This is a genomic window from Rhodococcus sp. KB6 (genome assembly GCF_001445685.1).
GTDB lineage: Bacteria > Actinomycetota > Actinomycetes > Mycobacteriales > Mycobacteriaceae > Rhodococcus_F > Rhodococcus_F qingshengii.
The window spans coordinates 55793-82219 of sequence record NZ_LNAK01000120.1; the positions used below are offsets into that span (position 1 = coordinate 55793).

The following is a 26427-nucleotide window of genomic DNA, read 5'->3' on the forward strand; positions in this document are numbered from 1 at the left end:
CTGCATTTCGTCTGTCGGGGTTAGCCTGTAATGACCCACTGGCCGAGGAGCAAATGTGCAGCCACTTTCTGTAGCCCTCCCGCAAGCGTCGACAGGTCCGAGGAATAACGGGCCGAGTGTCGGCACCACCCTCGGCGCCCTCATGCATTCCACGGACAAGTCCGTGATCGAGCTTCTGGAAAGCCCGGACGGACTCGATGTCGAAATCCGTTCGATCGCCCTCGTCGAGTCCTCCGATATCGACGGCACCGACAGCCGTGGTGCGATCTCCGACATCTACCTCCCCGTGGGGGTTCCCGAATCGACGTTGACGCAGTGGTTGCGAAAGTTCGAAGGCAGGCCGGCGAGGCGTCGTCCGAAGCTCTTGCTCGTCAAGAATGCGCGCGAGGCGACGACGCTTCTCACCGCCGCACGCAACATCGGAATCGCAGTGGCCGCGGTACATCCGCAGGCTAGTTCCGGACACGTCTATTCACTCGTACAACGACTTCTGACACAGAGCATGTACCGTTCGCGGGCCGTCTCAGGAGCTGTGGCCGGTGGCGATTCGGATCTGTTCGCGCTCTCGGAGACGATCGCCGAATTGACCGGCGGACTCGTGACGATCGACGACACGGCACTCCATGTCATCGCATATTCAGCTGCTCACGAAGGTGAAGACGAACTCCGTCAGCTCTCCATACTGGGCCGGGAGTGGCCGATCGAATACACCGAATGGATAGAGCGCAGAGGCGTGTTCGAGCATCTCAGGCGATCGGACGAGGTCATCAGTCTGCCCGCCGAGCCGAGCATCGGAGCCGCGCACAGGTTGGCTGTGAGCATCACCCGCCCGGACCTGTCAGCGCCGACGGGTTCTGTTGCACACCAACACAATCTCGGCAGCATCTGGGTGCAGCGCGCCTCTGAACCTCTTTCCGACGACGCCCAAGCGGTATTGCGGGGTGCAGCGGCAGTCGCCGCACGCATTCTCCTGCGAACCTTGGACGCCTCCAGCCGCGAGAATGCCCAATTGCAAAGGCTGTTCGGCGTTCGCTCCGGCGGAGTCGACATGCACTCGCTGGCCGGCTCCTTCGGCATCAACACCGACGGACCGTCTGCGGTCATCGGATTTGCGACATCACTCGCGCCCGGATCGAATCTCGATCGAATCACCAACGCCTTGCGCCTGCGCGCCAGCGCATTCCGCAGCGACGCGGTCACAACGATCATCGACAACCGGATCTACGTGCTGTTTCCTCAGGCCGAACACGAGGTCGCGATCAGCGACTGGGCTTACGACACCGTGGGAGTAGTCGAGGCCCGTGCGGGCATCAGCGTGCGCGCCGCCGTCGCGGTCCCGATCGCGCGATTGCACGGCGTACCCGAGGCGCGTCGAGAAGTGGACCGCGTGCTCGATACCACCGATGATCACGAAACCTCGAAGGTCACCACACTCGCGGCGTCACGCACCGCGGTGTTGCTGGGCGAGATACTCGACCTCGTTGCTGATCACGAGCGATTGCGGGACCCTCGTATCGACAGACTCGTCTCCTACGACGACAAGAACACCTCTGACATGCAGTTCACGCTCACGGCCTACCTGACAGCTTTCGGGGATGTGAAGAAGGCCGCCTCGTCTCTGAAAGTACATCCGAACACGCTGCGCTACCGCATTCGGCGCGCTGAACAGATCATGGGCATTTCGTTGGACGAGCCGGATACGCGACTGCTCACCGAACTGCAACTCGCCATCTTGGGACGCACCCCGGACGAGTCTGAAAGATACGAAACGTCCGATCAGTGAGATAGGCCTCGAGCCCGTCCTGAACTCTCGAGTAGACAACTGAGGAAGCCGAAGAACAACTCTTACCTCAGGAGATACCTTGCGCACTCGTGGAGCCGTCATTCGCCAAGCACCAGGCACATACGAGGTGGTCGATCTCGAACTCGATTCACCGCGCAGCGGCGAACTCACTGTCAAAATGGTCGCCTCAGGCCTGTGCCACTCGGACGATCACATCGCCAGCGGCGACCACGGAGTCGGCCGCTACCCCATCTGCGGCGGACACGAAGGCGCCGGAATCGTCGTCGAGGTCGGGCCGAACACGGAAGGATGGTCCGAGGGCGATCATGTCGTGTTCTCGTTCCTCGCCGCCTGCGGCCGTTGCCGTTGGTGTGCAAGCGGAATCCAGAACCTCTGCGACAACGGCGCCGCCATCATGACTGGCAGCAGACCCGGCGAAACCTCGAGTTACAGAATTTCTCTCGACGGTCAGCCCGTCGCACAAACCTGCGGCCTGTCCACCTTCAGTGAATACACCACGGTCAGCACTCTCTCGGCTGTGAAAGTCGACAAGCACCTGCCACTCGACGCTTTGTGTCTGCTCGGCTGCGGCGTCGGAACCGGTTGGGGCGCCGCGGTCAACTCCGCTCAGGTGTATCCCGGGCAGACGGTCATCGTCATGGGCGTCGGCGGAATCGGAATCAACGCGGTGCAGGGCGCCTCGCATGCCGGCGCCGCCCACGTGATCGCGGTGGACCCGGTTGCGTTCAAGCGCGACAGTGCATTGAAGTTGGGCGCCACCCATGCCGTGGCCACCATGGAGGAAGCCACCGACATAGCGCGCTCGTTCACCAACGGCCAGGGCGCGGATTCGGCCATCGTCACCGTCGGTGTCACCACCGGAGAACATGTCGCGCAGGCATTCTCGTCGATCCGCAAGGCAGGAACCTGCGTCGTCACCGGCCTCGGGAAGATGACGGACGTCGGAATTCCCGTGAGCCTGATGGAACTCACGCTGTACCAGAAGAGAATTCAGGGATCCCTGTTCGGTGCATCCAATCCCACCGCCGACATTCCCTGGATGATCGATCTCTACACCAGCGGCAAGCTCGAACTCGACGGACTGATCACCAACCGATACACCCTCGACCAGATCAACGACGGTTTCGCCGACATGCATGCCGGTCGCAACCTCCGTGGAATCATCGCCTTCTGAGCGAGTTCTCTCCGGACTTTCGATCGAGAGCAAGTCCGGAGAGATCCTAACTACAGCTTCACCAGGCGTTCATGGTGTCGAGGATTTGTCCTCTGGCCATCCACAATTCAGCAGACCAATACGGCCACGAGTGAATTCCGGCGGGCGGAAAGCTGTACGTCGCTGGGATTCCCAAGGATTTCAGGCGAATTTCGAATGCACGCGCGTGCACCCACGAGAGCGCCTCGAGCCCCATACCCGTCGCCGTGTGGAAGTAATCGATCGGCGCAGAGGGATGATCGTACGGTCCCGGGATGCCGTTGGACGACGAAATGTACATCGACAGTCCGCGAAGCGATTCCGCGTTGACGAACGGGTCGTTGCGAAGCCATCCGGATGACCACGGCGGGCCCCACATCGAATCGACGTTGTACCGGCCGGCGTCGAACATGGCTACGCGGATCGCTTCACGCATACCCGGACCCGAGATATTGATGTAGCCGGACAGCGAGCCGGCGAACTTGAACTGATCCCGATGATGCCCCGCCAGGTTCAACGCGGCACTGCCGCCCATCGACAACCCGATGATCGCATTGTTGGTTGGTGAAACACCATACCCTGCAAGGAAGTCCGGAAGCTCGCGGGTGAGGAACGTTTCCCACCTGTACGTTATCGGCTGAGCGTTGAAATTGGACGGCGCGTACCAATCCGTGTAGAAACTCGACTCACCGCCGACCGGCATCACCAACGTGATGTTGTCATTGCGGTACTGATCGAGTGCGTTCGTTTCGAAACTCCAAGCATTTCTGTCGTTTTGCGCGCGAAGACCGTCGAGCAGGTACAACGCGGCGTTGCCACCGCGCGCGGCCCACTGCACCTGAACCTTGATGTTTCCCATCGAAGACGGGACCCACAACTCGTCGTACCCACCCCATGGCGCCGAGCGCGCCGGAGTAGCACTCGCAGCGGTCGGACCGAACATACCGCCGAGCAGGAATATCGACAACAACGCCGCTACGAGCACCCGCACCCGCCGTGTATTGCGTTCGGGCAACGTGAATCTGATTCTCTGCAAGGTTGTGTCTTTCCCCGAAACTGCGCATCAAGAAACTCGCTTCGGTAAGTGCATCGTCGGTTCCACTGTCGACGTGTTTGTCCCTTTCCGGGGGCTCCGGTGTTACAAAGTCGAGGTCATCGCAACAATCGGACAACTGTCGTGCCGAGCGAATCCAGGTGGCGAAAAACACAATTCACGAAGCACGCTGAATGCGCTCACTCAGCCGAGTGACGAAGCGATCGCATCACGACCTGCGGCAGCACACGCTTGGTCCTGCATTCCGTCTGGAGCGCCACCGACACCGATACCGGCGATCGACCCGGCTCCAGCCTTCAATGTGACTCCACCTGCAAGGAAGAGAGTGCCGGGAAGGTCGGCGATGGTTGATCCTTCGCCTTTGGTACGCTGCGAGAGGTCACTGGTGTCGGCTCCGAAAGCTGCAGAGGTGTATGCCTTCTCGCGTGAGGCTTCCACCGTGTGCTGGGCTGCGTTGTCGCCGCGCACCATGGCGATGACATTTCCCGCGCGGTCTACGACGGAGACGGTGACGAAGCCGAGACCGTCGGCGCGGCATTTCGCCAGGGCCGCACCAGCAGCCTTCACTGCTGCGTCGGCACTGAGTCGATTCTGAGTGACAATCGCCGAATCACCGGTCGCGGCAGGCTGCTGCGTGGCAGTGATCGACGTCGTGCTCGATGCGTTCGCCACCGGTGTTTCGGTGGTCGAGCATGCGGCGCTGGCAAGGATTGCGACAACCGGAACGGCGACAGCGAGCGTACGGGGAAGTCGTGTGTAAATGCGGTGGTTCATATCGGGCACACTTTCAGTCGAATGATTCGAAACCGTCCACTACAGCGTCGCGTCCGGGTGCGGGTGCGCACATCGGGCGCTCGGGTGACGAACCGTGCCCCCTACGGCTACCCGGATATCATCCGAATGGTTGATACGACGGCCTGGTGCCCTCCGTAACATTCGAGGGATGAGTAACGGAGCCATGAACGCCGACGCCGAACGCGGCCTACGCGGCCCGTTGGCGTATGCGATCCACGCGTCGTTCTTCGTACTGCTGTCTACATCGGGAGTTCGGTACGTCACAGTCCACGGGACCAGCGGTCGGTTCGGGGTTGTACTCGTCCTGGCCGTGGTCCTCGCCCTGCTCTACGCCGTCATGGCCACGGTGTCCTCGCGAGATGTCGTTCGCCAACGGCTGTGGATGTGGCCGGTACTGAGCGCATGGGCAGCGCTGGTCTGGCTTGCCCCGAGTTTCGCGTGGTGTGCGTTTCCCGTTCTCTTCCTCTGCATTCGTCTGTATCCGAGCAAGATCGCCTACCCCCTCGTCGGGATCCTGGGCGTCCTCGCCGGTGTCGCGTTCTACCGGGTCACCGGTCGTGCCGAATTGGTGACACTTCTCGGGCCGCTGTGCACCGCGGCACTGGTCGCGGCCGCGTATGGGCAGATGGAACGAGATGCCCGAGAACGCCTTCGGCTTCTGCGTCAGGTAGCAGAAGCGCAATCTGCATTGGCAGATACCGAACGCGCTGCCGGCGTTGCCGCTGAGCGAGAGCGCCTCGCGCGCGAAATCCACGACACCGTTACCCAGGGACTGGCGAGCGCCCTTCTACGGCTCGAGGCAGCCGAACAAACGTGGAATACAACGGGTTCGCCGTCTCGAGCCGATGTCGATGCCGCAGCAGAGAACATCCGAACGAGCTTGATGCAGAGTCGCGACCTCGTCCACGATCTGGCGCCGACCAAGGGCGGTACGGGCGACTTCGACGCCTTGGTCGTGGCCGCCGCCCGCCAGTTCGTCCCGGCCGTTCGGATCCGCACCGTCGGTGAAGCCGTCATCTTGCCCTCGGACGTAGCTCATGCCGTCGTGCGAGTGGTCTCGAGCGCGTCCTCCAACATCGCCCGCCACGCTCGCGCCGAAACGGCGGGCGTGACGATCACGTATCTCGACCACTCCGTCTCCGTAGACATCTTCGACGACGGCGTCGGCTTCGATCCGGGAAAGCTCGCCGACCATTCTCGGTACGGTGGATACGGCCTGCGTGCGATGCGAAGCCGCGTCGCACAGCTCGGCGGATCGTTCACCGTGGAAAGTGCACCGGGAGACGGCACCGTCGTCGCGGCCCAGTTCCCTCTCGAACGGAGGATCCGGTGACCACCACCATTCGCGTGTTCCTCGTCGACGATCATCTGGTCGTGCGAGCCGGGCTGAGAGCGCTGCTGAACACTCAGCCGGACGTCGAAGTAGTAGGCGAAGCATCGTCCGGCGAGGAGGCGGCCACGGCGATACCGTCGGCCTCACCGGATCTGGTGATGATGGATCTGGACATGGGCACCGGCATGCACGGTGCAGAAGCGATCAAACGCCTGCGAAGCGACGGTGTCGATGTTCCCGTACTGGTTTTCACGACGTATGACACCGACGCCGACGTCGTGCGGGCCGTGGACGCCGGTGCCATCGGTTACCTACTCAAGGACTCGACTCCTGACGAGATCTTCGGCGCGGTGCGCGGCGCGGTCGCCGGGCGCAGCGTCCTCTCCCCCGCCGTGGCCTCTCGTCTCGTCCAGCAGATGCAGCGCCCGCAGGAAGCGCTCACCGCCCGTGAGTCCGAACTGCTCAGCCTGCTCGCCGAGGGGATGACCAACCGCGAGCTGGGTAAAGCACTCTTCATCAGCGAAGCGACGGTGAAAACACACCTCGGGCACATCTACGCCAAACTCGGTGTCGATACCCGCTCTGCCGCAGTGTCCGTCGCACTACGTCGCGACGGAATACGCTGACCTCGGTGGCGGCCGAACAGCTCAGCCGCCCATCGCCTTACGCACTCCGTCGATCAGTTCGAGGAATTCAGCCTTGGGAGCAAAGTCGACATACTCCGAGTCGTCGATCGCTCCGGGAACGTGACCGGGTGCCCAGTAGAACACGTCGCCGGCATCGTAGGTTTGCCGACCTGCTTCGGAATCTGTGTAGATCCTTCCTTTCAAGACGTATCCGTAGTGCGGACATTGACAGCGCCCGCCTTCCAATTGTGCGAACGGTTCGGCGAAGTCTGCACCAGCAGGAATTTTGACGAAGTTGACGATCATGTCGCCTTCTTCTCGCATCCGCAATTCGAATTCGCCGTCCTGCAACACGATGGGAAGATCGTGAGCCGAGATGGTGTGCATAGGAGTACCTTTCGACTTCAGAAGGGGAAGGTCTGCGCCGCTGGCCGGCTGGTTCGCCACTGCCAGGTGGTGAATTCGTCCCAACTGCTTTGAGTTCCGAATCTCGCGCCGTTTCCGGAGGCACCCGTGCCACCGAATGGTGCATAGGCATCGTTGTTCAAAGTCTGATCGTTGATGTGCACGATGCCGGTACGCAGTCGGTCCGCGATCCGCTCGCCGCGTTCAACCGATCCTGTTTGAATGGCAGCAACCAGACCGTATTCGCTGTCATTGGCCGACCTGACTGCCTCGTCTTCGTCCTTGACGATCACGACGGGCGCCACGGGCCCGAAGATTTCTTCACGGAACGCGGGCATGTCCGAGGTGACTCCGGCCAGGACGGTCGGCTGATAGAAGAGCCCTTCGTATGTTCCACCGGCGCGGATTTCGGCGCCGGCCGCCTTGGTGCCCTGGACGATTCGATCGACGTTCGCAATCTGCCGCGCGTTGATGAGCGGTCCGAGAGCGACGTCGCCTGTATTGGGATCCCCGACCGGCAGGACCGCTGCGCGCTTGGCCAGCAGGTCCAGGTACTGATCGGCGACCGATTCCAACACGATGTGGCGGCCTGCGGTCATGCAGACCTGCCCCTGATGCAGGAACGAACCCCACGCGCCCGCCGAGCTCGCGGCATCCAGGTCTGCGTCGTCGAGGACGATCAGCGCATTGTTCCCACCCAGTTCCAGCGAGACACGCTTGAGCGTGCGACCGGCAGTTGCCCCGACCTGACGGCCGACGGCGGTCGAACCCGTGAAGGACACCATCGCGATGCTCGGGCTCTCGCACAATGCCTGACCAGGTTCCGCGTCACCGGCGAGCACATGCAGGAGGCCTTCGGGAAGACCTGCGGACGTGAACAATTCCGCGATGACCGCACCCCCGCTGATCGCGGTTTGAACATCCGGCTTGAGAACGACGCCATTTCCGAGCGCCAAGGCGGGGGCGACAGCGCGCATGGCGAGGAGAAGCGGGAAATTCCACGGGCTGATCACGCCGACCACACCCAGGGGCACCCGGCGAGCGATGCTCGTGCGCCCCTCCTGGCTGGCGGGCAGAAGGTGCCCGAACGGCTGTGTCGGCAGTGCCGAGGCTTCCCACAGTTCGGAGATGACAAGATCAACTTCGAATGCGGCTTTCCCTGGTACGGAACCACCTTCACGGATCAACCAGCGCTCCACCTCGGCTCGCTCGGCTTCCAAAATCTGCGCTGCCTTACGGATCACCGAAGCGCGAGCCTGCCCGATCGTCGCCGCCCACGCCGGCTGCGCGGCCGACGCGATGTGTGCCGCTCGATCGATATCCGCAGCAGTCGCCGTGCCGATCACACCGAGCACCTCGCCGGTAGCCGGTTCGAGCGACTCGACGGTGTCACCGCCTCCGTCGATCCATTGGCCGTCGAAAATCTTTCCGTGCCATTGCTGATGAGCGAGCAGATTCGTCATGCGTTCCTCGATTCGTAGCTTTCGCTGCGGTCCTCGCTGTTCGTGGACCTGAGCTCTTCGCGAGCCTGAAAAAGCGATCTGGAACACACTCTGCCCCGGTATTCGGGCTCCCAGTTGTCGTGATCGGACACGTTTGTTGTTCGGATGCGACAGATCAGTGACGTTCGCGGGCGTTCGGATCAGGCGAGTTACGTACTTCCGACGGCGCCGCACCGAATTCCGCTTTGAACGCACGCGAAAACGCTGGTGCGTCATGGAAACACCATCGTGCAGCCAGGATGGAGATCGAATGACCCCGCAGTGAGACGTCGGTGAGATCGCGGCGTACGCGGATCAACCGTTCGCGGCGAATCAGCGCACTGAGGGTCAGATCCCCGTCACCGAAGTGACGCTGAACGGTTCGCGGCGACAGGTGCAGCGCACCGGCGATCGACGCGACCGAGAGGTCTGGTGAGTCGAGATTCCGAAGCGCATATCGCAAGATCTCCTCTCGCGTCGAACGTCCGGGTGTCGCGGGCGCAGATCCTTGCATCAGAACTGCCGAAGCGAGATTGACTCCAGCATCTCCGAGAAGCCCGGCTGCGCTGCCGTCGACCTGGGATGCAACAGCGCCCGAGATGAAATTTTCCAGCAATGCACCGGACCCACGCCGACCGTCGTGGGTGCGCTCGAGCGCGCAATTCAGTTCTCGCTCGGTCAGACTCACCGCACTGCGCGGTAGGGTCATGACGGTGCACGACCAGTGACCGTCGAAACGCAGCGCGTACGAATGCTCGACGTCGTAGAGAATCATCGCGCCGGGCGGGGCCGTCAACTCGCGGTCCGATTGGCGCAGTATCGCGCTCCCGGTTCGGACCGTGCAGATCTTGAGCAGATCACTACCGTGTCGCTTTGCTGCGCGTGCGCTCCGCCGCAGTATCTGCGGTGAACCGGAGATGTCGAAAGCGCCTACGTCCCCGAGACTTACGCCGCTGACCGTACCGACAGGCGCGGCATCGACGGAACTCTCGGGGCACAGGCCACCGAAGGTCTCCGACATCTCGCAGTGCCACTGCTGCACAGATTCCGGCAGGCTCGCAGGCGTGGCAGACACGGCAGACATGGCGGGCTACTTGATCGAAGATCCGTGCTGCGTCAACGGCATGACCTCGATGGTCATGTACGGGAACAGGGGCAGGTTCCAGAGAATCTCATGGAGTTCGTCAGCCGACTCGACATCGAAGATGCTGATGTTGCTGAACTGTCCCACAATTCGCCACAGATGCACCCACTTTCCCTGTCGCTGAAGGTCTTGCGAGTACGCCTTCTCCGTTGCGACGGTATCGGCGCGGACTTCCGGATCCAGGTCGCGCGGAATATCGACGTCCATCCGAACGTGAAAGAGTGCCATGTTCTTCTATCCTCTAGTTCCTGGTCCAGGTCTTGACGGCGTCCATGTTCAGTTCGACTCCCAGGCCAGGTCCGGCGGGGAGGTGCAACTGACCCTCGGAATACTTCAGGGGTTCCTGAAGCAACTCTTCACTGAAGAGCAGTGGGCCGAAAAGCTCTGTTCCGAAGTTGATTCCGGGCTCGGCGCACGCGAAGTGCAACGAAGCGGCGGTGCCGATCGGGCCTTCGATGGACGTCGCACCGTGGCACGCGATACCGGCGGCCTTGGCAATCGCGACGATGTCGCGGCTGCGCTGGAGGCCACCACATTTGGTGGTCTTGAGGGCGATGACATCGGCGGCGCTCCGGCGGGCGATTTCCAGAGCGTCGTGTGGGGTCTGCACACTCTCGTCGGCCATGATCGGAATCGGTAGAAGCCTACTGAGTTCGGCGAGGACCTCGATTTGGTCTGCCGGAGTGGGTTGTTCGATCAGTTCGACTCCACCCTCGGCGAGTTGCGGCAAGTACCGCAGGGCAGTGAAGCGATCCCACCGTGCGTTGACGTCGACACGGACTCCGGCGTGGCCGTCCAGCGCCTGCGCGATGTTGACGATGCGCGCAACGTCGACTGCTGGATCGAGTGCTCCCATCTTGAGTTTGAAGCTGAAATTGAGCCGGGATTCGAGCTTTTCGTGAGCTTCCTCGATGATCTCGTCCGCCGGCGCAGCACCCAGTGCCCACGTGACGTCGACACTCTCGCGGAAAGCCCCGCCGAGGAGCGTGTGCACGGGGACTCCCAGGCTACGCGCCCAGGCGTCGTGCAACGCCACGTCGACGGCGGCCTTCGCGAATCGTGCATTGGCAACAACTTTTTCGATGTCGGCCATGATCACGGTGATCTGATCCACGCGCCTGCCGACCACCACCGGCGCGATGTACTTCTCGATGATGACCTGCATCGTCTCCACCGATTCGCCACCCCACCACGGCCCGCCCGGAACGACTCCTTCGCCGTATCCGATCACCCCGTCGGAGGTGCGAATCGCGACCAGCAACAACGGCTGCGCCGTCATCGACGTGGTGGCGAACTTGTGGGGGCGAACCAGCGGAACGTCGAGGATGGTCGTCTCGATGGAGACGATCGACAGGTCTGTCATCAAATCACTTTCTTCAGAGCAGTTGTGGATCAGGCCGGATCGAGCACGAAGTCGTATGTGACCCGGTTGGTTCCGTCGGCACCTGGCTTCGGATCGAGAATCAGTTCGGGCTTCGTCGCCGTTGCCACGTCGTTCTCGATCCACTCTCCATCCTTGAAATAGAGCTGGGTGGTGATGGTGCGCTTACCGGGAGCCTTCACCATGAGGTGCAGGTGAGCCGGACGCCACGGGTGCCAGCCGGCCTTCTCGATGAACCAGCCGGTGGGGCCGTCGGTCGGGATCTGGTACGGCGCAGGCTGAATCGTGGTGATCTCGAAGCGTCCCTCGTCGTCGGCGACGATCGTTCCGCGGAGGTTGCCGTCGGGGATGTGCGGCGCGAAATGGGAGTAGTAGCCTTCGTCGTCCGCGTGCCAGAGTTCGACGGTTGCACCGCCCAACCCCTTGCCGTCGAGATCGCGAACCTGGGCCTCGAAGACCAGCTTCGATCCAACCTCGTTGTCACGCATCGGAAGTTCACACTTGGCAGGCAACGTCTTGGCATCGGCAACGTAGTACGGGCCCTCGATGCTTCCCTTGGTGCCGTGCTGGCCGCGGTACGCAACCTCCTCGACGTTGTGCTCGAGGAAGACGTCCAGCCACAGGGGCCACTCGCCGAACTGGCCGATGTCGATGAGCCACTGCTTGAGGACGCGGTACTCGGGGTAGGTGATGCCGTGCTTGTCGATGACGCCTGCGAGTGCCTCGAGCACGTCCTTGGCGATGGCCGAGACGCGTTCGGGCGGGGTGTCCGCGCTGACTCGTTCCTGGAGGAACTTGTCGGTGGCGGCAGTACCCGAACCTACTGCGGTGGGGCTCTCGGAAGTGGTCATGTGGTCCTCCTCGGGGCCGTATGTGGCTGTTACCGGGTGGGTGCCGTACTGCTGGGCTGCGTCGGCTCCCCAAGTTTGGGCTGTACGCTCTGCGTACATCTGTTACGCTGTGCGTACGCTTGTACTGTGCGCCCAGTCACAAGGTTTGTCAACCTTCGAAGGCGTCGATCGGGCATACCCGCAGATGAAAGGCCATTCCGTGAGCGAGAACGATCGCGATTACATCCAGAGCATCGAGCGTGGATTTGCTGTGCTGACGGCCTTCGACGAGAAGAACCCCAACCCGTCGCTCGCCGATCTTGCCGCCGAAACGGGTCTCTCCCGCCCCGCGGTCCGGCGCATCCTCCTCACGCTGCAGAAGCTCGGATACGTCACCGGCAACAACAGTCGGTGGTCGCTCACCCCACGCGTTCTGAGTATCGGGCAGCACTTCTCGGCATCACATGCTTTGACAGAGGCGGCGCTCCCTCGTCTGTTGGAGATCGCAGAACACACCCACGAGTCGGCGTCGCTCGGGGTGCTCGACGGTGTCGACGTGGTCTACGCCGCGCGTGTACCCGTCCGGCGGATCATGAGCATCAACGTCAGCGTCGGCACCCGAGTGCCTGCATATGCCACCTCCATGGGTCGAGCCCTGCTAGCTTGGGCGCCAACCGAAATCGTCGACAACGTCATCGCGAACTCCACGTTCGACGCCCTCACACCCACCACGATCACCGACGAAGGCGCATTCCATACCGCCCTCCGGGTGGTGCGCGAGCAGGGATACGCGCTCACATCGGAGGAACTGGAAGACGGCCTGATTTCCCTCGCTGCTCCCGTCCGCGACGCCGGTGGAAGCGTCGTCGGAGTGACAGCGTGTTCGACCTCGGCCGGACGAACATCCCCGGAAGCTTTCCGCGCCGACGTCGCGCCTTTCCTCGTCGAGAAGGCGAACCAACTCAGCGCGGACATGGGGTACCGAAGCTAGCGCCTCAACACCTCGGAAGGCAGCAATCCGTACTTACGCCGAAAGGACGACGCGAACCGTCCGGTGTGCGTGAAACCCCATCTCACAGCGACATCGGTGACCGTCGTCGCGTCGTCGGCATCCACCAGATCTGCATGGACCCGCTCGAGACGGATGTCGAGCAGGCATTCCGACGGACTCCGGCCCACATACTGCCGAAATCCCTCCTGCAATCTCCGTACGCTGACGCCCGCCACCTCCGCCATCTCGGCTGCGGTCCACACGCGGGCCGGGTCGTCGTGCATCTCGTCGAGCACCCGCTTGACGATGCGTGGCCTGGCGTTTCGCACCGCGTCCTCGCTTTCGGGCATTGCGGCAAGGACGAATGCCGTGACCACGGCGCCGGAGAGCTGACCTGCCACCAGTTCGTTGTGCAGCACGCCGACCGGGCCGAGTATCTGATCCGACAGTGAGCGAACAAATTTCAGCCATCTGGCTCCGTCGTCGCCCCGAAGATCCACCTGATCAGGCAAGTGCATTCCGGGTCGACCGAGAACCTTTTCCATCTCACGGTCGAGGTACTGACGGTCCATCCGGACTCCGACGATCTCGCAGTCCGCACTCCACCGCGTAATTCTCGTCGTGATGTCGGGTGGACATACCGTCGCAACACCCTGCGTCGAGAGCACGTGAGAGCCCGCGAACACCGACTCGAGCTCGCCCGAGAGCGGGATGTTCACCCCATAGGCACCGGGATGATCGGATTCGACGGCGACGTCAGCTCCCCACCGAATATGAGCGATCCTCAGCGGTCCCAACTCGGTGGTGCACACCCCGACTCCACTGGCCGCATGCCGAGACAACGGCGTCAGCGAGTGCGGAAAGTAGGCGTCCGAAACCGCATGACACGCCTCGTCCCAGTCGCGGGGAGCTGTACCGATCATGGAGTCGACCATCGTCCTTCTTCACCTTCCAAACCCGTGACCAGCCACATTGCCGAGCAAGGGCGCTGAACATCATTGAACACTGTGTCCCCGGTCACTTCCAAGAGAAAACGGGTACGGGCCGCGATCGGGTGCGCAATCCGGATAGCCACCGCGCTGTACGGATCGACCGAAGCCTGCGCCCGCCGTACGTTCGTCTTCACTCCCGGCGCGAGTCGCCCACTACTTCCCTCCCGCACTTCGCGGCACTCTCACTCAACCGCCATCCGACAAGGAGGTCCGGTCATGGAACAAAATCAGCTTCGAGGAATCTTCGGTCAATTCGCGAGCGGCGTCACCGTCATCACCTGTACCAATGCCGACGGTCAACCACACGGAGCCACCGTCACCGCATTCACGGCCATTTCCCTGGAACCACGGCTGTGCCAGATCACGATGACTCGCAAGTCCAAGGCGTGCGGCTACCTCGGCAACGCGCCGTTTGCGGTCAACATCCTTGCCTCCGACCAAGTGGACACGGCCATGCATTTTGCCGGCCGACCGCAGCGCACCGAGCCGAGGTGGATCGACGGACCGACCGCTCCCCTGCTCGACGGCGCCGCAGCAACCATCTCGTGCGTCCCGTGGAGGGAGTACGACGGCGGTGACCACATCATCTTCATCGGCGAGATCGTCGACGCTCAGTCGAGTGGCAAGGATCCGCTTCTGTTCTACCGAAGCACTTTTCACGATCTAGGCGCTACCTCGTCGACCACAGTCTGGAACGGAAGTCAGGACGACCCCCACAGCGGCTGGTTCGACGCCACCACTTCGTTCACCCCGATTCATCTTCAGCCCGCACCCCAAACGATCTGAAAGGCTTTGCCATGACGACCACCGAAATTCCTCCCACCGGCGTCGATCCCGCAGATTCCGGAGCGCCACAGGTCAATCCGGCCGCCGATTGCGAAGCCAACCGCACGAAGAACTTCGCCACCCGACCGATGACCGGTGACGAGTACATCTCGAGCCTGCAGGACGGTCGCGAGATCTGGCTTCACGGTGATCGCGTCAAGGACGTCACGACACACCCCGCGTTCCGGAATCCGATCCGCATGACCGCGAGGCTGTACGACGCTCTGCATACGGGCGAGCACGTGGACGCCTTGACCGTTCCGACGGACACGGGCAACGGCGGTGTCACCATGCCATTCTTCCGCACTCCGACGTCCTCGGCCGATCTGCTCAAGGAACGCGACGCCATCGCGACGTGGGCTCGTATGACCTACGGCTGGATGGGCCGTTCCCCCGACTACAAGGCGAGTTTCCTGGGCACCCTCCACGCCAACAAGGAGTTGTACGCACCGTTCCAGGACAACGCCGAACGCTGGTACCGCGAATCGCAGGAGAAGGTTCTGTACTGGAACCACGCGATCATCAATCCCCCGGTGGATCGCCAACTTCCACCGGACGAGGTCGGTGACGTCTTCATGAAGGTGGAGAAGGAAACCGACGCAGGTTTGATCGTCAGCGGCGCCAAAGTGGTCGCCACCGGATCGGCGATCACGAACTACAACTTCATCGCTCACTACGGTCTGCCGATCAAGAAGAAGCAGTTCGCCCTGATCTGCACGGTACCGATGGACGCGCCGGGTGTGAAGCTGATCTGCCGCACCTCGTACACCGAACATGCTGCGGTGATGGGCAGTCCGTTCGATTATCCGCTGTCGAGTCGCATGGACGAGAACGACACCATCTTCGTCTTCGACAAGGTGTTGGTTCCGTGGGAAAACGTCTTCATGTACGGCGACGTCGACCGGATCAACGCATTCTTCCCTCAATCGGGCTTCCTGCCGCGCTTCACCTTTCAGGGCTGCACTCGCCTGGCCGTCAAGCTCGACTTCATCGCCGGACTGTTGATGAAGGCACTCGAAGCCACCGGCGCCGGCGGCTTCCGCGGAGTCCAGACCCGTGTCGGTGAGGTGATCGGGTGGCGAAACCTCTTCTGGTCGTTGACCGAATCGATGGCACGCGATCCCGAACAGTGGGTCGGCGATTCGGTGATCCCGAAGCTCGAGTACGGCCTCACCTATCGAATGTTCATGATCCAGGGGTACCCGCGGATCAAGGAGATCATCGAACAGGACGTCGCGTCGGGCTTGATCTACCTGCCTTCGAGTTCACTAGACTTCAAGAGCCCGGACGTGCGTCCGTACCTCGACAAGTACGTTCGCGGTTCCGATGGCATCACCGCTGTCGACCGCGTGAAAGTCATGAAGGCGCTGTGGGATTCGATCGGGACCGAGTTCGGCGGCCGACACGAACTCTACGAGCGCAACTACTCCGGCAATCACGAGAACGTCAAAGCGGAACTGCTGTTCGCAGCGCAGAATCGTGGACACGCAAGTTCCATGAAGGGACTGGCCGAGCAGTGCCTGAGTGAATACGACCTCGACGGCTGGACGGTCCCTGACCTCATCGGCAACGACGACGTCTCGTTCTTCAAGAACCGGTAACCCCCTCGGCAGGTAGGGCGGACTCGCGATGTCGAGTCCGCCCTGGTCGTCGTCTTCAGCAGGCATGGCCCATCAGCAGAATTCGACGAACACTGCACCCTTGGTCAGGACTAGGCAATTGCCTAGTGTGACCCGAGACACACGATGTCAAGGTGAATTCAGTACCGGACGCAGCCCCGTCCGGAAAGCGGGTCCCACCGATTTGGTCCGACAGCCCTCGGCTTTCTCGGTAGGCGCCCACTCTTATCTGGAGGACACCCATGACGGATATGTTGGATGCTGCCCGCGGCACCGACCAGTTCGCGAACATCCGCGCCGTCCTCGACGACGCGCTCGTCGAGGACCCGGAGACCGGCCGCTACCAGGTGCGGCGCAGCGTCTTCACGGACGAGCAACTGTTCGAACTCGAGATGACGCACATCTTCGAAGGCAATTGGATCTACCTCGCGCACGAGAGCCAGATCCCGAACGTCGGCGACTACTTCACCACCTACATGGGCCGTCAGCCCATTGTGATCACCCGCAACAAGGACGGCGAATTGGGTGCGCTGATCAACGCATGCAGCCACCGCGGTGCGATGCTCTGTCGCCGTAAGACCGACAACCGAACCACCTTCACCTGCCCGTTCCACGGCTGGACCTTCAACAACAGCGGAAAACTCCTCAAGGCCAAGGACGCTCGCACCGGTGGCTATCCGGAGCAGTTCAACAAAGACGGCTCACACGACCTGACCAGGGTGGCGCGGTTCGAGAACTATCGCGGCTTCCTCTTCGGCAGCCTCAACCCCGACGTGCTGCCACTCGAAGAGCACCTCGGTGACACCACGAAGGTCATCGACATGATCGTCGATCAGTCACCTGACGGACTCGAAGTTCTGCGCGGTGCATCCACCTACACCTACGACGGCAACTGGAAGTTGCAGACCGAGAACGGTGCCGACGGCTACCACGTGTCTTCGACGCACTGGAACTACGCCGCTACCACCGCTCGCCGCACCGCCGGTGAATCGTCCAACGAGACCAAAGCCATGGACGCCGGCACCTGGGGGAAGCAGGGCGGTGGATACTTCTCCTACGACTACGGCCACCTCCTGCTCTGGATGTGGTGGGGCAATCCCGAGGACCGACCCCTGTTCGAACGCAAAGCAGAACTGGAGGCTCAGTTCGGTTCCAAGAAGGCCGAATTCATGGTCGGTGCGTCGAGGAACCTCTGCCTGTACCCGAACGTCTACCTCATGGATCAATTCAGCAGCCAGATCCGGCACTTCCGTCCGATCTCCGTGGACCAGACCGAAGTCACCATCTACTGCATCGCGCCCAAGGGAGAGAGCGCCGAAGCGCGCAGCAACCGCATCCGTCAGTACGAGGACTTCTTCAATGCCAGCGGTATGGCCACCCCGGACGATCTCGAAGAGTTCCGTTCCTGCCAGAAGACCTACCAGGCAGCCGGCGCCCCGTGGAACGACCTCAGCCGTGGCGTCACACACCAGATTCCCGGTCCGAACGACGTCGCGAAGGATCTCGGCATGAATCGCGTGCTCTCGAGCGGAGCCAAGACCGAGGACGAAGGCTTGTATCCCATTCAGCACGGGTACTGGCGCGACGCCATGCTTGCGGCCGTAGATGCCGAGCAAGCCGCTTCCAACCGGACCATCTGAGGACGATCACCATGACTGTCACCACCACCAATGCCGTCGCCCTCGAAACAGTGCAGCAGTTTCTCTACCGTGAGGCTCGCTATCTGGACGATCGCGAGTTCGAGAAGTGGATCGAGTGCTACCACCCCGATTCCGAGTACTGGATGCCCGCATGGGCGGACGACGGCGAGCTGACCACGGACCCGGCCGCAGAGATCTCCCTGATCTACTACCCGAATCGCGGCGGTATCGAGGACCGCGTGTTCCGAATCAGGACTGACCGTTCCAGCGCGACAAGCCTTCCCGAGCCCCGCACCGGTCACAACATCACCAACGTGGAAGTGATCGAAGAACGCGGCTTCGTCGTCGACGTCCGCTTCAATTGGTTCACGCTGTACTTCCGCTACAACACAGTCGACACCTACTTCGGCACCTCGCACTACACGATCGACTTCTCGGGCGAGCAGCCGTTGATCATGAAGAAGAAGGTAGTCCTCAAGAACGACTACATCCATCACGTGGTCGACATCTACCACTTCTGACACGACTTCCCTTCGAATCGAGCTGTTTCCCATGAGCATTCAAGCTGCGCCAACCTTTCAAGTAGCCCTGAGTTTCGAAGACGGCATCACCCGCTTCGTCGAATGCAACACCGACGAGACCGTCGCGGACGCGTCGTACCGCGCACGAATCAACATTCCGCTCGACTGCCGCGACGGAGCTTGCGGCACCTGCAAATCACTCTGTGAGTCAGGCACTTTCGACGCCGGCGACTACATCGAGGAGGCCCTGACGGACGACGAGGCCGAGCAGGGATACTGCCTTCCGTGCCAGATGGTGCCGGAATCTGATCTCGTGCTGCAGATTCCCACCACGTCGGCGGTCGCCAAGACCACTGCCGGTTCGTACACGTCCACCATCACCGAGATCATTCGCCATTCGGATTCCACGGTGGGTTTCACCGTCGCAGTCGACAACCGCGCAGATCTGGTCTTCCTCCCCGGTCAGTACGTGAACATCCTCGTTCCCGGAACCGAAGCGACGCGGTCGTACTCGTTCAGCTCCGGCCCTGAGGTCGAGTCGGCGTCGTTCCTGGTCAAGATCACCCCGGGTGGTCTGATGTCCGAGTATCTCAGTCAGCGTGCGCAGGTAGGCGACACTCTCGAATTGACCGGACCGATGGGTAGCTTCTTCCTCCGGTCAGGTCAACGGAGAGCCCTACTGCTTGCCGGTGGAACCGGCTTGGCCCCGCTGCTCTCCATACTGGAGAAGATGCGTACCGAAAGCTCCACTCGGCCCGTCCATCTGGTCTACGGCGTCAGCTCCGACACCGATCTCGTCGAACTCGACAAACTGCACGACTACGCGGAGTCTCTACCCCAGTTCACCTTCGACTACTGCGTATCCGATCCCGACAGCACAGCACCGAACAAGGGCTATGTCACGGGCTTGATCGAGCCCGATCACCTCGACGACGGCAACGTAGACGTCTACCTGTGCGGCCCGCCGCCGATGGTCGAAGCCGTACGTCTGCACTTCAAGGACGTATCGATCACACCCACGAACTTCTACTTCGAAAAGTTCAACAATGCGGCAGCACCGGCTGATTCACCGGCAGCCTCGGCCGAAGAATCAGCTGCCGGCACGTACGAGATCGGTGAAGAACATCTGCCGGTCACGGAGTCGGACGCACAGTTCGACGCTCGGATGGCCCTCGAACTCGGAGCAATGGAACTCACGATCGGCCGCCTCACTCCGGCACAGTTGACGGAGTACCGCATTCTGGCGGAGAACTCGGCTGCTTCCATCGACCGCGATCACTTCACGGACGCAGCGGCATTCACCGAAACCAATGCCCTGTTCCACGACTTCCTCTTCCGCTGCACCGGAAACGAAGTGCTGCTGCAGGCATACCACCGTCTCGAGGTCACACAACTGATGAACCGAGTGCTCCGCACCGCCGATTGGGTGGACGAACATGTCGCGGAGGATCACTCACGTATCGTGAGTGCATTCGAGCAGAATGATCGCACCGCGGCCCGTGATCTGATCGTCCAGCACAGCGAACACGCCAAGTCGACGATGCACCGCGCCATCACTGACGCTCGGGAAAGTGTGGCGTCGTGAGCACGAGATTCTTCGCCGGCCGGTTCGACGACCGGGTCGTGGTCGTCACCGGAGCGGCTCAGGGGATCGGGCGCAGCGTTGCCGAAAGAGTTTCCGCAGAAGGTGGTTCCGTCGCGCTTGTGGATCGAGCTGAACTGGTTCACGACATCGCGACACCGCTGGAGCGTTCCCATTCGGTGACCGCGGACCTCGAGACGTTCGAAGGTGCCCAGAATGCAATAGATTCCGCATTGGAGCGCTTCGGACGCATCGACGTCCTGATCAACAACGTCGGTGGGACCATCTGGGCCAAACCCTACGAGCACTACACGCCGCAGCAGATACAAGCCGAGGTCACACGATCACTGTTCCCCACGCTCTGGACGTGTCGCGCCGTACTGCCCCATCTGATCGAGCAGGCGAGCGGCACCATCGTCAACGTCTCCTCGGTCGCCACCCGCGGTGTCAACCGTGTTCCTTACGCGGCGGCCAAGGGCGGGGTCAGCGCGATCACCGCTGCACTGGCGATGGAAGTCGCGCAGTACGGAATACGGGTCGTGGCAACCGCTCCCGGCGGAACCGAGGCGCCACCACGCGTCGTGGCACGCGGGCCGGGTGCCGAGACCGACGAGGAGAAAGCCTGGTACCAGCAGATCGTCGACCAGACCGTCGACTCGTCGCTACTCAAGCGTTACGGCACCCTGGACGAACAGGCTGCTGCTATCACTTTCCTTGCCTCCGAAGAGGCTTCGTATGTCACCGGAACGGTTCTTCCCGTCGCCGGTGGCGACCTCGGCTGAATCCAGCCTCCCCCGATTCCTGATCTCTCGAACGGAGATTCGCCATGTCCTCGATCGAACGTGGTTCCTGGGCCAGTGCCCGCCATCGCTCGTCAGTGTTGTGGGTGGTCACCATCGCCGCCATTGCCATTCTGTTCGACGGATACGACCTGGTCGTGTACGGCACGATCCTGCCCGTACTCATGGACGACCCCAGCCATATCGGCACCTTGACCGCATCTCAGGCCGGCGCGTTGGGTTCGTATGCACTCGTCGGAGTGATGGTCGGCGCACTGACGTGTGGAGCTATCGGCGATCACTTCGGTCGCCGAAAGATGATGCTGGTCAACATCATCTGGTTCTCGGTCGGAATGGCACTGGCAGCGTTCGCCACCAGCATCACCACCTTCGGTCTGCTGCGGTTCTTCACCGGCATCGGAGTCGGTGGGCTTGTCGCCACCGCCGGAGCCATGATTGCCGAGTTCGCGCCGCCGGGACGCCGCAATCTGTTCAACGCCATCGTCTACAGCGGTGTCCCGGCCGGTGGCGTCATGGCTTCCGTCCTGGCGATCGTTCTCCGTGATTCCATCGGATGGCGCGGACTGTTCCTCATCGGCGCCCTGCCATTGGTGTTCCTGTTCCCACTCGCCTGGTTCAAACTGCCCGAGTCTCCCGCGTGGCTGATTGCTCGCGGACGTGTCGACGAAGCTCGCGCCATTTCCTCGAAAACCGGAATTCCATTGCCTGCCGGTACAGATCGACCCAACGACGCCGTAGCTGAGAAGGTCGGCTTCCGAGCGTTGGCGAGCAGACAATATGTCTGGGGCACCGCGCTTCTCGGCCTCATGAGCTTCGCCGGCCTCCTCCTGACCTACGGACTGAACACCTGGCTGCCCAAGATCATGGAAAACGCGGGATACAACGCGAAGGGTTCGCTCTCGTTCCTGTTGGTACTCAACGGCGGTGCCATCATCGGTGGACTTCTCGCCTCCAAGATCGCGGACGTCACCGGTCCGCAGCGGGTTGTCGCAACCACCTTCGGCCTGGCCGCACTCGCCCTGCTCCTGTTCACATTCGGGTTCCCGCTTCCCGTACTCCTCGCCTCCGTTGCCATCGCGGGTGTCGGAACCATCGGTACTCAGGTTCTGATCTACGGATTCGTGTCCAACTACTATTCGACGGCCGCTCGGGCTGCAGGTGTCGCGTGGTGCGCCGGATTCGGACGTCTGGGCGGGATATTCGGGCCACTGATCGGCGGGAGTTTGATCAGCGCCGGAATCAGTTCCGAATCGGCGTTCTACGTCTTCGCCGGCATCGCGGTGATTGGCGCCATCGTCACCTTCTTCGTGCCGAAGCAAGCACCCGACCTGGGTGCCACTGCACTTCGATCCGATGGAGACCGTGCCGAAAAGGAAACCCGTGGTGAGCCCGGCGTTACGGTAGTCGGGTGACACTTCGTGACCTGTTGCTCGGCCGAGAACGCGAGCTCGCCGTTCTCGGCCGAGCCTTGGCCGCGGCAGAGACAGGAGTGCCGACTCTCGTGCTGGTCGAGGGCGATGCCGGTAGCGGTAAGTCCACTCTCGTCGACCGGTTCGCCGAAATCTCTTCCGCTCATACGCTCCGCCGCGCTCGTGGGCTGGAGTGGGAATCGAACACTGCCTTCGGAGTGATCGAACAACTACTCGAACGTCCGGTTTCCAACTCGGACCCGGTCGCCGTCGCACACGAGATCGTCGACGCAGCGGAGCAACTGACCCTGATCGTCGTCGACGATGCCCATCACAGCGATGTCAGCTCGCTTCAGGCAATCACCTCTGCCCTCCATCGAGGCCGAACGGCACCACTGCTCTTCGTCCTCGTCGCCGAGGAAACGCCGTTCCTGCGCGAGGATGTCAGGCAGATTCTCGACCTGCACTGGTCGACGCGTTTGCACATCAGCCCGATCGACGCACCCGTCATCATCGACATCGCCCGGATGCGAAGCGGAATCGATCTCAGTTCCGGCGTCGCGCTTGCCCTTCAGGACTTCACCGCGGGCAACACACTCGACATCGTCTCGCTTCTCGACGAGCTGCCACCTACCTATTGGACCCAGTGGCACCGAACTTTGCCCGTCCCTCGCCATCGTGCAGTGTCGATCGCCGCCGCCCTCGCTACGTGTTCGGCGGGAGCACGAACGTTGATCGAAGCTGCAGCAGTTGTCGGGCGCAGCACTACGTTGTCGCATCTTGCTCAGCTAGCCGAAATCGACGACGTGGTCGGCGCCTTGGACAGCGCCTTCGCCAGCGGCCTCCTTTCTGTCCACGAGCAGCACGGCAGCACCGAGGTGTCACTGAGCAGCACGATGGTCACGGCCGCAGTGCGCGGGGCGTTGGGACCCGCGCACTTGCATCTGCTGCACACACGCGCAGCCGAGATCGCTTGGGGAGAAGGTGAACGGCTTTTCCACCTTGCCGCTGCCAGCACCACCCATGACGAGGACCTCGCCGCCGAACTCGTTGCGTACGCATCACTACGAGCATCCGACGGCGCGTGGTCGGAAGTCGCCGACGCCATGGTCACGGCAAGCCGTCTCACCACGGCCCGAACCGAACACGAGGACCGACTGCTCCGCGGAGTCGACGCGCTGACCGGATCGGGTGACATCCCCCGCGCCATGGTCTTCGTGCCGGAGATCGAGAGTATTTCGCGCGGGCCTCTCCGCGACGCCGTCCTCGGCTACCTCGCCATCCATAGAGGGCGACCGACCGAGGCCGCCGATCTTCTGACCAGAGCGTGGGACAGCTGCAGCGTGGATCGTGAGCCAGGCATCGCTGCGATGATCGCCCAACGAATGGTCCTGCATTCTCTGGCTCGGCTCGATGGCACGGCGCTCGTCGAATGGGTTGACCGTGCAGTCGAATTGGTGGGCCCTTCTGATCCCGCAGCAGTGGAGTCCGAAGCGATCAAGGGTCTCGGGCTCGGTGCTACCGGAAGAACCGAGAATGCGCTCGCGGCATACGCCGAACTCTCCGATCGTGTCCGCCCCGGAGCCCAAGCACAGCGCTTCCAGATGGGACGCGGATGGCTCGAGCTTGCGTTGGACCACCCGGAGTCCGCCAGACGCGACCTCGAAAGTGCGGTGTCCACAGAGTTTTCCAGTGGTTCGGCAAGAATCTCACTGTGGGCACAGGCCTGGCTCGCCCGCACTCAATTCGCTCTCGGCGCCTGGGACGAAGCGCTCTCGACCGTCGAGGGCGCCGGTGCCGAGGTGGATCGGTTCGAGATCGAGATCATCCGGCCGTTGGTCCACTGGTCGGGAGCACAGATTCACGCTCTGCGCGGCAACTGGGAACTGGCCCGTGACCATGTGCGACGTGCGTACGCCGGCATTCACGCCTACGAAATCATGTATGTTCCTGCACTTCTCGCCAGGGCCCAGGTTGCCGAGGCCGCCGCCGACTACGCCGAAGTTCTGGTGGCGCTGGCTCCGCTCACCTCGAGCAAGGCGCAACAATGGCTCGACGAGCCGGGCTTCTGGCCGTGGGTCGATCTCTACGCCAATGCATTGGTCATGGTCGGGCGAGCTGATGATGCCGACGCCTTTCTGCAACCACACGAGCAGACCGCACGACGTCGGGAGCACCGCTCAGCTGCGGCACGTCTCGGCTACGTTCGCGGCCGGATCCACGGCGCACGGGGCGAACTCGACTCGGCAAGAGAAAGTTTCGATGCTGCACTACTCGGCATCGAGACGCTGCCGCTCCCCTACGACCGAGCCCGAATCAATTTTGCCTACGGCCAAACTCTCCGCCGGGCCGGGAAACGCGCGGAGGCCGACGTCGTCCTCCGCGCCGCCCGCGAGCTGTATCACTCGTTGGGCGCCGCTACTTACGTCGAGCGCTGCGAGCGCGAACTCCGCGCGGGCGGGTTGAACCTCTCGCGGACGGAGAAGGGAATCACCGACCTGACCCCGCAAGAACGAGCCGTCGCCGACCTTGTCGCAGCGGGCAAGTCCAACAAGGAAGCTGCCGGCGAATTGTTCCTCTCCGTCAAGACCATTCAATATCACCTCACGCGCGCGTACGCGAAACTCGGACTGCGATCACGGAGCGAACTCGCGGCTTTGTTCCGCGACCGAGGGCTTTCGGATCCGCATCAGGAGAACTGAGAACATGCCGGACACTTCGACGACCGCGCCCGTTCGCGTCGTCACCGAGCCACTCCCGCAACCGCTCTACGGCCCGAAGCGGGTCTTGCGCGACTTCGGCGGAACGTCCATTGCCAACGGAATCATCGGCATCGTCTTCTCGGCCACCGGGCCGGTGGCGGTCATTCTCGCTGCGGGGTTGGCGGGTGGACTGAGTCAAGCCCAATTGGCCTCTTGGCTTTTCGGTGCCTTCTTCGTCAACGGCATTCTCACCATCACGGCTTCCTGGCTGTACCGGCAGCCGCTGGCCTTCTTCTGGACGATTCCCGGAACCGTTGTCGTCGGAGCGTCGTTGGAGCATCTGCCGTGGGAGCAAGTGCTCGGAGCGTTCTTCGCGACCGGCGCACTGATCTTGATGTTGGGATTGACAGGGTGGGTCACACCGATCATGGCCGCATTACCCTTGCCCATCGTAATGGCAATGGTGGCAGGCGTTTTCCTTCATTTCGGAACGGATTTGGTCGAAGCGCCCGCCCACGACGCGGTGATCGCTCTGCCGATGATCGCCACCTTTGTCGCTCTGAGCGTGTTCACCAAGCTGGGAAGATTCGTTCCGCCCGTTCTCGGCGCGTTGATCGTCGGCGTGGTCGTGATACTCGCGGCCGGAAGATTCAACTCCGCCGGCGACGCGCACGAGTGGCTGGCGCATCCGATACTGACCACGCCAACCTGGTCTTGGCAGGCCATGATCGAACTGGTTGTACCGCTGGCGATCACAGTCGTCGTCGTCCAGAACGGCCAAGGAATCGCAGTCCTCCGCGCAGCGGGTCATCAACCGCCGATCGGGGCGGCAACGGTTGCCTGCGGTGTGTTCTCTCTCGTGAACGCGGCGGTGGGTTGTGTCTCGACGTGCCTTACCGGGCCGACGAACGCATTGCTCACGGCGTCGGGAGAGCGGACACGCCAATACACCGCCGGAATCTTCTGCGGCTTACTCGCCGTCGTCTTCGGACTGTTCGCCCCGACTTTCGTCGCGATGATGTTGGGAACTCCGACGGCATTCATCGTCACTCTGGGTGGTCTGGCCATGCTCAAGGCCTTACAGGGAGCCTTCGTGACCGCATTCGGCGGGAAATTCACCTTCGGCGCTTTGATCGCGTTCCTCGTGACGATCTCCGACATCGAACTACTCAATATCGGAGCCGCTTTCTGGGGACTCGTCTTCGGGGTCATCGCCTCGCGCATGCTCGAACGAGCCGACTACACCTGACATGCGAATATTCGCATACTCGACTTTGACAATCATTTACATTAAGCAGTAG

The 26427-nt window shown here is 62.1% G+C and carries 23 protein-coding genes; 14 read left to right on the forward strand and 9 right to left on the reverse strand.

Going from position 1 to position 26427, the window contains the following annotated elements; all coding sequences use genetic code 11:
- Positions 1–142: 142 nt before the first annotated feature.
- Together ASU23_RS16665 and ASU23_RS16670 are read left to right on the forward strand one after the other, a co-directional pair.
- Positions 143–1783 (forward strand): CdaR family transcriptional regulator, encoded by a 1641-nt coding sequence (locus tag ASU23_RS16665; protein ID WP_058038289.1) that lies wholly within the window; start codon positions 143–145, stop codon positions 1781–1783.
- A 79-nt stretch (positions 1784–1862) separates the two neighbouring features.
- Positions 1863–2978 carry an NDMA-dependent alcohol dehydrogenase gene (locus ASU23_RS16670; protein WP_058038290.1) on the forward strand — a complete coding sequence of 372 codons (1116 nt, stop codon included), beginning with the start codon at positions 1863–1865 and terminating at the stop codon, positions 2976–2978.
- Positions 2979–3036: 58 nt separating this feature from the next.
- On the opposite strand, the gene ASU23_RS16675 is transcribed toward ASU23_RS16670, so the two are convergent.
- Both ASU23_RS16675 and ASU23_RS16680 read right to left on the reverse strand, forming a co-directional pair.
- Positions 3037–4032 carry an alpha/beta hydrolase family protein gene (locus ASU23_RS16675; RefSeq protein WP_202427084.1) on the reverse strand — a complete coding sequence of 332 codons (996 nt, stop codon included), beginning with the start codon at positions 4030–4032 and terminating at the stop codon, positions 3037–3039.
- 201 nt (positions 4033–4233) lie between these two features.
- On the reverse strand, positions 4234–4824 hold the full coding sequence (locus ASU23_RS16680) for a heme-binding protein (protein ID WP_058038291.1): 591 nt from the start codon (positions 4822–4824) through the stop codon (positions 4234–4236).
- A 184-nt stretch (positions 4825–5008) separates the two neighbouring features.
- On the opposite strand from ASU23_RS16680, the gene ASU23_RS16685 reads away from it, so the two are divergent.
- Positions 5009–6178 (forward strand): sensor histidine kinase, encoded by a 1170-nt coding sequence (locus tag ASU23_RS16685; RefSeq protein WP_058038292.1) that lies wholly within the window; start codon positions 5009–5011, stop codon positions 6176–6178.
- A complete protein-coding gene (locus ASU23_RS16690) occupies positions 6175–6804 on the forward strand; it encodes a response regulator transcription factor (RefSeq protein WP_058038293.1) in 630 nt (209 codons plus the stop codon). The genes ASU23_RS16685 and ASU23_RS16690 overlap by 4 nt, the downstream gene beginning before the upstream one ends.
- Before the next feature lie 21 nt (positions 6805–6825).
- Here ASU23_RS16690 and ASU23_RS16695 read toward each other — a convergent pair whose 3' ends face one another.
- From ASU23_RS16695 to catA, 6 genes are all read right to left on the reverse strand, one after another.
- Positions 6826–7191, reverse strand: coding sequence for a hypothetical protein (locus tag ASU23_RS16695; protein WP_003939951.1), 366 nt, complete (start codon positions 7189–7191; stop codon positions 6826–6828).
- 17 nt (positions 7192–7208) lie between these two features.
- Positions 7209–8672, reverse strand: coding sequence for a benzaldehyde dehydrogenase (locus ASU23_RS16700; RefSeq protein ID WP_058038294.1), 1464 nt, complete (start codon positions 8670–8672; stop codon positions 7209–7211).
- A gap of 154 nt (positions 8673–8826) precedes the next feature.
- On the reverse strand, positions 8827–9774 hold the full coding sequence (locus ASU23_RS16705; RefSeq protein ID WP_042447166.1) for a helix-turn-helix domain-containing protein: 948 nt from the start codon (positions 9772–9774) through the stop codon (positions 8827–8829).
- Between the two features lie 6 nt (positions 9775–9780).
- On the reverse strand, positions 9781–10062 hold the full coding sequence (catC, locus tag ASU23_RS16710) for a muconolactone Delta-isomerase (protein ID WP_003940264.1): 282 nt from the start codon (positions 10060–10062) through the stop codon (positions 9781–9783).
- 13 nt (positions 10063–10075) lie between these two features.
- On the reverse strand, positions 10076–11197 hold the full coding sequence (locus ASU23_RS16715) for a muconate/chloromuconate family cycloisomerase (RefSeq protein ID WP_058038295.1): 1122 nt from the start codon (positions 11195–11197) through the stop codon (positions 10076–10078).
- A 29-nt stretch (positions 11198–11226) separates the two neighbouring features.
- A complete protein-coding gene (catA, locus tag ASU23_RS16720) occupies positions 11227–12066 on the reverse strand; it encodes a catechol 1,2-dioxygenase (RefSeq protein ID WP_058038296.1) in 840 nt (279 codons plus the stop codon).
- 199 nt (positions 12067–12265) lie between these two features.
- Between catA and ASU23_RS16725 the strand changes: the two genes are divergently transcribed.
- Positions 12266–13036, forward strand: a complete 771-nt coding sequence (locus ASU23_RS16725; RefSeq protein ID WP_003939932.1) for an IclR family transcriptional regulator — start codon at positions 12266–12268, stop codon at positions 13034–13036.
- On the opposite strand, the gene ASU23_RS16730 is transcribed toward ASU23_RS16725, so the two are convergent.
- Positions 13033–13971 (reverse strand): AraC family transcriptional regulator, encoded by a 939-nt coding sequence (locus tag ASU23_RS16730; protein ID WP_058038297.1) that lies wholly within the window; start codon positions 13969–13971, stop codon positions 13033–13035. The two genes, ASU23_RS16725 and ASU23_RS16730, sit on opposite strands and share 4 nt — an antisense overlap.
- Before the next feature lie 273 nt (positions 13972–14244).
- Here ASU23_RS16730 and ASU23_RS16735 point away from each other — a divergent pair, with 273 nt between their 5' ends.
- From ASU23_RS16735 to ASU23_RS16775, 9 genes are all read left to right on the forward strand, one after another.
- On the forward strand, positions 14245–14814 hold the full coding sequence (locus tag ASU23_RS16735) for a flavin reductase family protein (RefSeq protein WP_007729773.1): 570 nt from the start codon (positions 14245–14247) through the stop codon (positions 14812–14814).
- A gap of 11 nt (positions 14815–14825) precedes the next feature.
- Entirely contained in the window at positions 14826–16454 is a 1629-nt protein-coding gene (locus tag ASU23_RS16740; RefSeq protein WP_003939685.1) for a 4-hydroxyphenylacetate 3-hydroxylase family protein, read from the forward strand.
- 260 nt (positions 16455–16714) lie between these two features.
- Positions 16715–18112, forward strand: coding sequence for a benzoate 1,2-dioxygenase large subunit (gene benA / locus ASU23_RS16745; protein WP_003940124.1), 1398 nt, complete (start codon positions 16715–16717; stop codon positions 18110–18112).
- Between the two features lie 11 nt (positions 18113–18123).
- Entirely contained in the window at positions 18124–18633 is a 510-nt protein-coding gene (benB, locus tag ASU23_RS16750; RefSeq protein ID WP_003939939.1) for a benzoate 1,2-dioxygenase small subunit, read from the forward strand.
- 31 nt (positions 18634–18664) lie between these two features.
- Positions 18665–20218, forward strand: a complete 1554-nt coding sequence (gene benC / locus ASU23_RS16755) for a benzoate 1,2-dioxygenase electron transfer component BenC (protein ID WP_042447176.1) — start codon at positions 18665–18667, stop codon at positions 20216–20218.
- Positions 20215–20997: a 1,6-dihydroxycyclohexa-2,4-diene-1-carboxylate dehydrogenase gene (locus ASU23_RS16760; protein WP_007729779.1), complete on the forward strand. Its 783-nt coding sequence runs from the start codon at positions 20215–20217 to the stop codon at positions 20995–20997. The genes benC and ASU23_RS16760 overlap by 4 nt, the downstream gene beginning before the upstream one ends.
- A gap of 44 nt (positions 20998–21041) precedes the next feature.
- Complete coding sequence (locus ASU23_RS16765; protein WP_058038298.1) at positions 21042–22427, forward strand: aromatic acid/H+ symport family MFS transporter; 1386 nt, start codon at positions 21042–21044, stop codon at positions 22425–22427.
- Positions 22424–25126, forward strand: coding sequence for a helix-turn-helix transcriptional regulator (locus ASU23_RS16770; RefSeq protein WP_058038299.1), 2703 nt, complete (start codon positions 22424–22426; stop codon positions 25124–25126). Before ASU23_RS16765 ends, ASU23_RS16770 begins: the two co-directional genes overlap by 4 nt.
- 4 nt (positions 25127–25130) lie before the next feature.
- On the forward strand, positions 25131–26375 hold the full coding sequence (locus tag ASU23_RS16775; RefSeq protein ID WP_058038300.1) for a benzoate/H(+) symporter BenE family transporter: 1245 nt from the start codon (positions 25131–25133) through the stop codon (positions 26373–26375).
- Positions 26376–26427 lie beyond the last annotated feature (52 nt).

What these genes read in the sequence shown, in the direction of transcription:
- ASU23_RS16700 (WP_058038294.1), bottom strand. Translation starts at nt 8,672, where the DNA reads ATGACGAATCTGCTCGCTCATCAGCAATGGCACGGAAAGATTTTCGAC.
- ASU23_RS16685 (WP_058038292.1), top strand. Translation starts at nt 5,009, where the DNA reads ATGAACGCCGACGCCGAACGCGGCCTACGCGGCCCGTTGGCGTATGCG.
- ASU23_RS16665 (WP_058038289.1), top strand. Translation starts at nt 143, where the DNA reads ATGCATTCCACGGACAAGTCCGTGATCGAGCTTCTGGAAAGCCCGGAC.
- ASU23_RS16735 (WP_007729773.1), top strand. Translation starts at nt 14,245, where the DNA reads ATGGAACAAAATCAGCTTCGAGGAATCTTCGGTCAATTCGCGAGCGGC.
- ASU23_RS16730 (WP_058038297.1), bottom strand. Translation starts at nt 13,971, where the DNA reads ATGGTCGACTCCATGATCGGTACAGCTCCCCGCGACTGGGACGAGGCG.
- ASU23_RS16695 (WP_003939951.1), bottom strand. Translation starts at nt 7,191, where the DNA reads ATGCACACCATCTCGGCTCACGATCTTCCCATCGTGTTGCAGGACGGC.
- ASU23_RS16715 (WP_058038295.1), bottom strand. Translation starts at nt 11,197, where the DNA reads ATGACAGACCTGTCGATCGTCTCCATCGAGACGACCATCCTCGACGTT.
- ASU23_RS16765 (WP_058038298.1), top strand. Translation starts at nt 21,042, where the DNA reads ATGTCCTCGATCGAACGTGGTTCCTGGGCCAGTGCCCGCCATCGCTCG.
- catC (WP_003940264.1), bottom strand. Translation starts at nt 10,062, where the DNA reads ATGGCACTCTTTCACGTTCGGATGGACGTCGATATTCCGCGCGACCTG.
- benB (WP_003939939.1), top strand. Translation starts at nt 18,124, where the DNA reads ATGACTGTCACCACCACCAATGCCGTCGCCCTCGAAACAGTGCAGCAG.
- ASU23_RS16705 (WP_042447166.1), bottom strand. Translation starts at nt 9,774, where the DNA reads ATGTCTGCCGTGTCTGCCACGCCTGCGAGCCTGCCGGAATCTGTGCAG.
- catA (WP_058038296.1), bottom strand. Translation starts at nt 12,066, where the DNA reads ATGACCACTTCCGAGAGCCCCACCGCAGTAGGTTCGGGTACTGCCGCC.
- ASU23_RS16740 (WP_003939685.1), top strand. Translation starts at nt 14,826, where the DNA reads ATGACGACCACCGAAATTCCTCCCACCGGCGTCGATCCCGCAGATTCC.
- ASU23_RS16775 (WP_058038300.1), top strand. Translation starts at nt 25,131, where the DNA reads ATGCCGGACACTTCGACGACCGCGCCCGTTCGCGTCGTCACCGAGCCA.
- benA (WP_003940124.1), top strand. Translation starts at nt 16,715, where the DNA reads ATGACGGATATGTTGGATGCTGCCCGCGGCACCGACCAGTTCGCGAAC.
- ASU23_RS16680 (WP_058038291.1), bottom strand. Translation starts at nt 4,824, where the DNA reads ATGAACCACCGCATTTACACACGACTTCCCCGTACGCTCGCTGTCGCC.
- benC (WP_042447176.1), top strand. Translation starts at nt 18,665, where the DNA reads ATGAGCATTCAAGCTGCGCCAACCTTTCAAGTAGCCCTGAGTTTCGAA.